Raw genomic sequence first — 9,295 nt, 5'->3', positions numbered from 1 at the left:
GGCCGATGCGCCCGTAGCCGCAGATGATGGCGTGCTGGGCGATACCGTCGACCTGCTTGCTCTTTTTGAGTTCTCCAATGGCTTTCATAATTTCTCCTTCGGTAATGAAACGAATGACTTCGCCGATGACGAAGACGACCCCGCTCGTCCCGCCCATGATGACGAAGATGGTAAAAATCTTGCCGGCGTCATTCAGCGGGCGCACCTCGCCAAAGCCCACGCCGAACATGGTAATGACCACCATGTAGACCGAGTCGAGGAGGTTCCAGCCAAAGAGGAGGTAACCGGCGACGGAGATGACCAGCACCGCCCCGAGATAGAGCAGACTGTTGCGAAGCTTGCTGAAAAGGCCGCCCTTTTCCTTTACGAAATCGGGCATTTCCGATGGATGCGCATCGGGGGGATGCTTGTAGCGCGACTTGTCGGCAGTGGCGAGCGCATTCTGGGGAAAGCGCGGAATTTCCGGTCCGTCCCTCCGGGATCCGGTCCCGTGGCGAAAAAAACAAACCTCAAACCTCGAACTTCAAACCTCCCTCCATAGTTTTTCCTCGCCCCGCTCACCCCCTGCGCCTACCTTGCCCGCCCTTTTTCCTCATGACGACTGCCGCCGCCAAGACTCTCCGTATCGGCCTTCCTTCGGGCTCCCTTCAGGAACCGACGTTTGCCCTTTTCGCCAAGGCCGGATTCAATATCTCCGGTGCCAGCCGCTCCTACAAACCCGGCGTGGACGACCCGGAACTCGTCATCCGCCTGCTCCGCGCCCAGGAAATCTCCCGCTACGTGGAGCACGGCTTTCTCGACTGCGGCCTCACCGGCAAGGACTGGATCGCGAACAACAATTCCGACGTGGCCGTGCTCACCGAGATGACTTTTTCCAAGGTGAGCAACAAGCCCACGCGCTGGGTCATCGCCGTGCCGGAGGATTCGGCGATCAAGACGGTGAAAGATCTGCAGGGCAAGGTCATCGCCACCGAGGCGGTGCCCCTTACCGAGCGCTATCTCGCCGGGCACGGCGTGACGGCCAAGGTGGAATTCTCCTGGGGCGCGACCGAGGTGAAAGTGCCGGACCTCGTGGATGCCATCGTCGACGTCACCGAGACGGGTTCCTCGCTGCGCGCCAACAAGCTGCGCATCCTCGACACGATCATGGAATCGTCCCCGCAGTTCATCGCCAATCATGATGCGCTGAAGGATGCGTGGAAAAAGACGAAGATCGAAACGCTCGTCATGCTCCTCCAGGGCGCCTATGCCGCCCGCGACAAGGTGGGCCTCAAGATGAACCTGCCGGAGAACAAGCTCGTCGAGCTGCTCAAGACCCTGCCCGCCCTGCGCAATCCCACCGTCGCGCACCTCGCCGGCAGCGAGTGGGTCGCGGTGGAAACGATCATCGACGAGCGCGTTGTGCGGGAGATCATCCCCCAGCTCAAGGCCCTCGGAGCGGAAGGGATTATCGAGTACCCCCTCAACAAAGTCGTATACTGAGCAAAATATCGGTTGCGCCTTCAGGGGAAGCATGATTTCCTCGCCACCCCTCAACGAAATCAACACCACATGGGTTCACTCAAAAAGCGGCGGAAAGCCAAAATCGCAAAGCACAAACGCAAAAAGCGGATGAAGGAAAACCGCCACAAGAAGCGTTTGCGCTACAAGAGCTAGCCGCTAGATTGCGCGGCATGAAATCGCTCCGATCCCGATGGGCCTCCCAAGGATACCGAGCTTTTTTCACCGCAAATCTCGCCCTGCTCTTTGCTCTCCCGCTTTTCGCCGATCCGGCTGGCAAGCCGGCGGCGTCGCGCAAGAATACTCCCAAAGCTGCTCCCGCGGCTCCTGGCCGTACTGCGCCCGCTTCGGGGCGCGATCCGCATGACTTTGCCGACGCCTTTCCCTCGGCGCCGCACCCGGTCGCGCCCGATCTGCTGCTGAAGAAGGACGACGAGCACAAGGCGGACGCCTTTGCGCAATTTTCGCAAGGGCTTATCGCCGAGGATAATGCGGAACAGGAAAAGATGATCGAGGCCTATAAGAAGGCGCTCAGTCTCGATCCTACCTACGCCGAGCTGGCGGTGAAGCTGGCTTACGAACTGTCGCGGCGCAACGACCCCTCCGGCGGGGTCCAGATCCTCAAGGACACGATCAAGGCCGCCCCCAAAGAGGCCGTGCCCTACATCTATCTCTCGCAGCTTTACGCGAAGGATCTCAACAAGCCCGACCTGGGCCTGAAGTACGCCGAGCAGGCGCTCGCCTTGGCGCCGGACAACTTCGCCGCCTATCTCGCCGTCTATGAGATCTACATGGCGACCGGGCAGTCGAAAAAGGCGGAGCAATTGCTCGACCGGGCCGCGAAATCCGAGCACGGCGACGCCAAATACTGGGGGCAACTGGGCGACCTCTGCACCCGGCTCTACCTAAAGGAAGACGGCTCCAGCGAACCGGCGCAGTTGCAGAAGATGAACGCCATCTACCGCAAAGCGGCCGATCTCGGGAAGGACGACGCGATCATTCTGACGAAGGTGGGCGACTATTTCGTGCTCTCCAAGCAGGTCAAGGATGCCATTCCCTACTACCTCGGCGTCCTCGCCCTGCCGCCGGGCCCAAACGATGCGCCGCTGAATAACGTCCGCGACAAGCTCGCCCGCTCTTACCTCGTGACCGGCGACCGCGACAAGGCCATCCAGTATTTCGAGGACATCATCAAGGACAGCCCGCTGCGCTTCGAGACTTACGAGGTGCTGGGCGAACTCTACGAGGCCAAGGAGGATCTCGACAAGGCGCTCACCAATTACGAGCACAGCCTGCTGCTCGACGCCAGCGAACCGCGCAATCATCTGCGTCTCGCGGAACTGCTGATGCGCGCCAAGCGCTTTGACCGCGCGGTCGAAATCATGCAGGCGGCGCGAAAGAAGTTTCCCGATGTGCCGTCGATCACCCTCAGTCTCGCGCTCGCCCTGAGCCAGGCCAAGCGGCACCCCGAGGCGATGGCCGCCTTTTCCGATGCCCAAGCCGAGGCCGAGGTCAGCCGCGAGGAGATGCTCAACGCCCAGTTTTACCTCCTTTACGGTGAGGCCGCCGAACAAGCCGGGCTCTTCGACAAGGCCGCGGACCTGATCAAGCAGAGCCTGGAGATGGATCCGAATTCCGCCGAGGCGTGCAACTATCTGGGTTACATGTGGGCCGATCGGGGCGAGCACCTCGATGAAGCCGGGGACCTGATCAAGAAAGCCGTGTCGATGGACCCCGAGAAGGGCGAATACCTCGACAGTCTCGGCTGGTTCTATTTCAAGAAGGGCGACGCCGACCGCGCGCTCACCGAGCTGCTGCGGGCGCAGGAGAGCATCCTGCGCGAGACGAAAAAGGACGACGCCACCGTACTCGAACACATCGGCGACACCTACTCCAAGCTCGGCAAGACAGTGGAGGCGCTGAATTACTGGCAGAAGTCTCTCGCCATCGAGGTGAACAAGAAGGTCGCCGAAAAGATTGAGAACGCGAAACAGAAGGTCACTTCCGGTTCGCCACCCCTGCCCGCTCCGCCGAAACCGTAACACCGCTTTTGCTTGCCCGGGCGGGGCGGCAGCGGAAAGCTGGGCCATGGTGATTCTCCCCAAATGGGTGCGCGGCCTCGCCCTTGTCCTGGCGTTTTATTCTCCGGTCGCGTTCGCCGAAAACGCCGCCTCCATTCGCGTCGCGCTTTACGACGATGCCGGGGCCGTTGGCAAAGGCGTCCCGAGCGTCAGCGAAATCCTCAAACATGCCGGCGGCTACGAGATCACGACCTTCAAGACCGGGGACATCGCCAAGGGCGTGCTCGAAAACAAGGACGTGGTGATTTTCACCGGTGGCAGCGGCAGCAAGGAGGGCACGACGATCGGCGACGCCGGCCGCGAAGCGGTGAAGAAATTCGTGCAGGACGGCGGCGGTTACCTCGGTATCTGCGCCGGGGCGTATCTCGCCTGCTCGAAATACCCTTGGAGCCTCGGCCTGCTCGACGCCCAAACCGTTTCCTCGAAATGGCGGCGCGGCGTAGGTGATGTGCAATTGGAAATCACGCCTGCCGGCCAGCACCTCTCCAGTTTATCCACAGAAAAGCGCAACATTCACTATGCCAATGGTCCCATCATCAAACCCGCCGGCCGCACCGATCTCGCCCCATATGAGCCGCTCGCCTTCTTCCGCACCGAGCTGGCCGAACACGACAGCCCTGTCGGCGCCATGGTGAACTCGCCTGCCATCGTCCGGGGCCGCTTCGGCAAAGGGCGCGTGATCATCTCCAGCCCGCATCCCGAGCAGACGCCGGGGCTGGAAATCATCGTCGAACGCGCCGTGCACTGGCTCGCCACCGGCGACAAACCATGAGCGCGCTCCTCCGTTGCGCCGGTTTGGTGCTGGCCTTGGTCTGGCTGGTGGGCGACGCCACTGCGGAAACCGTCGCCCACGGCACCCATGGCGCCGTCGCCTCCGTCAGTCCAATCGCCACCCGAGCCGGGCTCGAGGTCTTGAAAAACGGCGGTAACGCCATTGATGCCGCCGTCGCGGTCGGCATTACTCTTGGCGTGGTCGATGGCCACAACTCCGGACTCGGCGGCGGCTGTTTCCTGCTCATCCGCCGCGCCAACGGCGAGTTCGTCGCCATCGATGGCCGCGAGATGGCCCCCGCCGCGGCCACTCGCGATATGTTTCTCCGCGATGGCAATGCCAATACCGATCTCAGCTTCACCGGTGCGCTGGCCAGCGGCATCCCCGGCTCCGTCGCCGCCTACGCTTCCGCCGTCGAAAGATTCGGCCGCAAGAAATTCGGCGACCTGCTGCTTCCCGCCGCGCAGATCGCCGAGGACGGTTTTCCCATCGACCATCGCTACGCGGCGAAAATCGAATCGGTCGCCGACGACCTGCGCACCTTCGAGGCTTCCAAGGCGCTGCTCTTTCACGAAGACGGCACTCCGCTCGCCGAGGGCGAAACGCTGAAGCAACCGGATCTCGCGGCCAGCCTCCGCGCGCTCGCCGCCCAAGGGCCGGACTGGTTCTACCGCGGCCCTTACGCCACGAAGGTCGCCGAATGGATGATGGCCCACGGCGGCCTGATCACCGCGGAGGATTTCGCCAATTACCACATCGCCCTCCGCGAACCCGTGCACGGCACTTATCGCGGCGCGGAGATCGTCAGCTTTCCGCCACCCAGTTCCGGCGGGGTGCACGTCATCGAAATCCTCAACATGCTCGAGACTTTCGACCTCGCGAAACTCGACGAGCCCACGCGTGTCCACGTCATCGCCGAGGCCATGAAACTCGCCTTCGCTGACCGCGCATTCTGGCTCGGCGATCCCGATTTCGTCCCCGTCCCGCGCGGCCTGCTCGACAAGGAATACGCGAAAGGCCTCGCCGCCCGCATCCACCTTGATGCCGTCGTCGACGTGCCCACCCACGGCGAACCGCCCAATGCCGTCACCGATGTCTTCGGCAAAAAGCACACCACCCACTTCTCCGTGGCCGACGCCGAGGGCAACTGGGTCGCCTGCACCGCTACGGTCAATACCACCTTCGGCTCGAAAGTGATCATCCCCGGCACCGGCATTTTCCTCAACGATCAGATGGACGACTTCTCCGCCCAGCCCGGCGTGCCCAATGCCTTCGGCCTCGTCGGCGCGGAAGCCAACGCCGTCGGCCCCGGCAAACGCCCGCTCTCCAGTATGTCGCCCACCATCGTCTTGCGCGACGGCCAGCCGATCCTCGCCCTCGGTGCCGCCGGCGGTCCCACCATCATCAGCCAGACCGTCCTCAATCTCGTTGGCGTCCTCGACCTCGGCCTGTCGCTCGATGCCGCCCTCGCCCAGCCCCGGTTCCATCACCAATGGCAGCCCGACGAACTCCGCCTCGAAGACCGCGCCTCCGACGCCGTGCGCGACCAACTCACCAAGCTCGGCCACCACCTCGACATCACCACCGGCATCGGCGCCAGCAACGGCGTCGCCTTCTCCGACGGCACCTTCACCGCCGCCAGCGAACCGCGCATGGCCAGCGAAGCGGCGGCTTGGTAATCGCTACGCAATAATTCAATTTCAGAACCAATGTCAGAATCCAAAGTCGATCCGCGGTTTTATACCTTCCGCGATGCCGCCCGCTCCGATCTCCAGGTTGCGGCCGATATGCTGGCCGACGATCCCAAGATCATCCGCCTGCGTAATGGCATCGGCGAGACCGCCCTGCACTTCCTGGCCGTGGAGAATTGCCTGGCCGAGGTCGACTGGTTAATTGAGCACGGCTCCGAGGTGGATACGCAAAATGAGTTCCGCCAAACCCCTTTGATGGAAGCCGCCTCTCTCGGCCTGCTCGACATGTGCAAAGTCCTCATTTCTCGCGGCGCCAATTTTCGTTACGTGAGCGCCCAAGGCGAATCGGTGTTCTCCGCCGCCGCCGCCGCCGATCGCGTGGAAGTACTGCAGCATTTGCTCAAGCTTTTGCCGCCGCAAGAAGACATCAATTCCTTCTTCGACAATGTCGATGCGGCCATGACCATGGAGCACAGTCCGAATTGTGCCTTCCTCTTGATGCGTCGCGGCCTGACGAAACGAGGGACCTGATCGGTTCAGGCCTTATTCGACAAACTCCAGCTCCACCGGTGCGGGAATGAGGCCAGCCGCATGGGCCTGGCCGAGGAATTCGCGGATGGCGCGGCGGCCGGTGTCGCCATAGTCGAGGGTGTAGTCGTTCACGTACATGCCGATGAATTGGTCGGCGAGTTGCGTGTCGAGACCGCGCGCCAGCGGCATGGCGTGGGCGACGCCGGCCGCGCGGTGCTCCAGGCCGTAGCGGATGCTCTCGCGCAGGACGACGTTGATCGCCGTGCGGTCAGCCGGCGCGAGATCCTTGCGGATCACGTTGCCGCCGAGCGGGAGCGGCAGGCCGGTCTTGATCTTCCACCACACGCCGAGGTCGAGGATGAGCTCGAGGTTCTCGTGAGTGTAAGTGAGTTGCCCCTCGTGAATGATGAGACCCACATCGGCGCGACCGCTCTTCACCGCCTCGAAGATTTCGTCGAAGGGCACGACGATCGTGTCGCATTCACCGGAGGGATTACCCTCTTCGCTCATCGCGAGACGCAGGGCGAGATAGGCACTGGTCATCTTGCCGGGAATGGCGATGCGCTTCGTGCGCAACCAGTCGCGGACCTCACCGAGGCGGGGATTGTCGCTCAGGCCGTCGCGATTCTTCGCCACGAGCATCGGGCCGTAGCCGTCGCCCATGCTCGCCCCGCAAGGCAGCAGCGCATACTTATCGAGCACGTAGGCGTAGGCGTGGATGGAGATGGCGGAGATGTGCAGTTCGCCCCGCGTGGCGCGTTCGTTGAGCGTCTGGATGTCCTGGAGGATGTGCTCAAACTTCCAGCCGTGCGTGTCGATCTTCCCCTCGGCGAGGGCGAAGAACATGAAAGCGTCGTCGGGATCGGGCGAGTGGCCGAGGGTGAGGGAGTGGGAGTCGGTAGCGGACATGGAATGAGGGGCAACCTTAACCGCGGGTCATTCTGAGCGAAAGCGAAAGCCGAATCTCGCCCGTGGCGAAAGCCCTATGGAGATAGTCTACGCTGCCTCTTCGCCTTTGTGGGAAGAGAGTTTCATCGCCACGAAGTAGAGCACGCCGATCAGCAAGACGATCCCGATGACGAGATGCGACTCGTGCTTCACCGCCGTGACGAGCGATTCGGGATCGAGCGGGTCTTTGCCCTCGAGCCGCAGTTTTTCGCCGACGCGTCCGCCGAGCCAGGCGAGCACGGTGCACCAGATCGCCGCACCGACGATGGTTAGTGCGCTGAACTTCGCAAAGCTCATGCGAATGATCCCCGCCGGGATGGAAATGAGATGCCGCAACACCGGCAGCAGCCGCGCAAAGAAAATGCCCCCGGATTCGTAGCGGTGCATGAAGCGCTCAGCGCGCGTCAGTTTATCCGGCGGAATGAAGAAGTATTTGCCCCACTTCTCCACCACCGGACGCCCCACCAGGAGCGCCACCCAGTAGGTAATCGCCGAGCCCAGCCAGGAACCGAACGTGCCGGCGAGGATCACGCCGACGAGCGACATCTTGCCACTGGAAGCCGCGAGAATGGCTGCCGGCGGAATGACGACTTCGCTGGGTACGGGAAAGATCGAGCTTTCCATGGCCATCAGGATGATGACGCCAAGATAGCCCCAGTTTTCGACCCAGCCGAGCCAGGTGTGGAGGAGTTGATGCAACATGCGCGGGGAGGTCTAGCGGCGGGGGGCCGTGGGCGCAAATGCCAAAAATGGGAAAGAGAACCACCTACGCCTTCCACAAGCGGCCCGCCTTCTGCCACTGCGCGACCAGGTCGCGAAAGCGCTGCACGGCGGGCGTGTCTTCATTTTCCTGCCAGACCAGCACGAGTGGGATGGTCACGATCGGCTGGAGTTGGACAAAGCGCAGAGGAAAATCCGGCGTGACCACGGACTCCGGCACGATGCCGATCCCCGCACCCGCTTCGACATAGCTGAGCACCGTGCCAATGAGGCTTGGCGTGTACGCTAGCCGTGGAGCAAAGCCCGCCTGCCGGCAGGCCGCCAGGATGCCATCGTGCGAACCAACCCCCTCGCGCCGTGCGAGCACGACCAAGGGTTCACCCGCCAGCAACTTCCACGGCATGTTCTTGCGCGAGGCGAGCGGGTGCGACGGGGGCATGACCGCGCCGAAGCGTTCCTGACGGAGCAATAGCGTGCACAACCCCGAGGCGGGCGGGGCGGAAACCGGTCGCGTAAACGCGGCGGACAGGCGACCTTTGGCGAGCATCTCCCAGACCCGCTCTGGGGTGCGCTCCTCGAGGTGCACGGCGACCCGCGGAAAGCGCTTCCGGTATTCCGCCAGCAGACGCCCGAGGAACGGCTGCGTCGGCGGCCCGATGTAGCCGAGGCGCAACTCCCCTTCCTCGCCCGCCGCCGTGCGACGCACCCGCCGCATCGCCTCCTCCCAGCGCTCGAAAAGGATGGCCGTCTCGCGCAGCAACACCAACCCAGCCGGCGTGAGGCTCACCCGCCGTCGATTGCGATCCAGCACCGGCCCGCCCAGTTCCGCCTCGATCTCCTGCACCGCCCGGCTCAACGCCGGCTGGGCAATGCGCAGGCGCTCGGCCGCACGCGAGTAGCTCAACTCCTCGGCCACAGCCTGGAAATAGCGGAGATGTCTCAAGTCCATACGGCGCTTGTGATACTATCCCGGCATAACCGTAATAGCGAAGCAGTATTTCCTGTATCACCCACCTATCCGCTATGAATCGTCGTTCGCTGCCCGCCAGCGC

General features: G+C 62.8%; 10 protein-coding genes. 6 read left to right on the top strand and 4 right to left on the bottom strand.

The window, feature by feature from the left end:
• A partial coding sequence (locus tag ABJF10_RS00370) for a potassium channel family protein (RefSeq protein ID WP_348542515.1) occupies positions 1-379 on the bottom strand: 379 nt, incomplete at its 3' end.
• Positions 380-594: 215 nt separating this feature from the next.
• Between ABJF10_RS00370 and hisG the strand changes: the two genes are divergently transcribed.
• The 6 genes from hisG (at position 595) to ABJF10_RS00340 (ending at position 6,575) form a co-directional block, all read left to right on the top strand.
• Positions 595-1,482, top strand: a complete 888-nt coding sequence (gene hisG / locus ABJF10_RS00365) for an ATP phosphoribosyltransferase (protein WP_348542514.1) — start codon at positions 595-597, stop codon at positions 1,480-1,482.
• Positions 1,483-1,551: 69 nt separating this feature from the next.
• Positions 1,552-1,656 (top strand): hypothetical protein, encoded by a 105-nt coding sequence (locus ABJF10_RS00360; protein ID WP_006982988.1) that lies wholly within the window; start codon positions 1,552-1,554, stop codon positions 1,654-1,656.
• A 17-nt stretch (positions 1,657-1,673) separates the two neighbouring features.
• On the top strand, positions 1,674-3,542 hold the full coding sequence (locus tag ABJF10_RS00355) for a tetratricopeptide repeat protein (protein ID WP_348542513.1): 1,869 nt from the start codon (positions 1,674-1,676) through the stop codon (positions 3,540-3,542).
• A gap of 46 nt (positions 3,543-3,588) precedes the next feature.
• Positions 3,589-4,353, top strand: coding sequence for a BPL-N domain-containing protein (locus ABJF10_RS00350; RefSeq protein WP_348542512.1), 765 nt, complete (start codon positions 3,589-3,591; stop codon positions 4,351-4,353).
• On the top strand, positions 4,350-6,032 hold the full coding sequence (ggt, locus tag ABJF10_RS00345) for a gamma-glutamyltransferase (protein ID WP_348542511.1): 1,683 nt from the start codon (positions 4,350-4,352) through the stop codon (positions 6,030-6,032). Before ABJF10_RS00350 ends, ggt begins: the two co-directional genes overlap by 4 nt.
• A gap of 30 nt (positions 6,033-6,062) precedes the next feature.
• The gene (locus tag ABJF10_RS00340) at positions 6,063-6,575 is read left to right on the top strand and encodes an ankyrin repeat domain-containing protein (RefSeq protein WP_348542510.1); all 513 of its coding nucleotides are present in this window, start codon (positions 6,063-6,065) and stop codon (positions 6,573-6,575) included.
• 12 nt (positions 6,576-6,587) lie between these two features.
• Here ABJF10_RS00340 and ABJF10_RS00335 read toward each other — a convergent pair whose 3' ends face one another.
• From ABJF10_RS00335 to ABJF10_RS00325, 3 genes are all read right to left on the bottom strand, one after another.
• Positions 6,588-7,484: an MqnA/MqnD/SBP family protein gene (locus ABJF10_RS00335; protein ID WP_348542509.1), complete on the bottom strand. Its 897-nt coding sequence runs from the start codon at positions 7,482-7,484 to the stop codon at positions 6,588-6,590.
• A gap of 87 nt (positions 7,485-7,571) precedes the next feature.
• Entirely contained in the window at positions 7,572-8,225 is a 654-nt protein-coding gene (locus ABJF10_RS00330) for a DedA family protein (RefSeq protein WP_348542508.1), read from the bottom strand.
• A gap of 64 nt (positions 8,226-8,289) precedes the next feature.
• Entirely contained in the window at positions 8,290-9,192 is a 903-nt protein-coding gene (locus tag ABJF10_RS00325) for a LysR substrate-binding domain-containing protein (protein ID WP_348542507.1), read from the bottom strand.
• Between the last annotated feature and the right edge of the window lie 103 nt (positions 9,193-9,295).

It is taken from the genome of Chthoniobacter sp., assembly GCF_040003245.1.
GTDB lineage: Bacteria > Verrucomicrobiota > Verrucomicrobiia > Chthoniobacterales > Chthoniobacteraceae > Chthoniobacter.
This window is presented reverse-complemented; position numbering and strand designations above follow the sequence as displayed.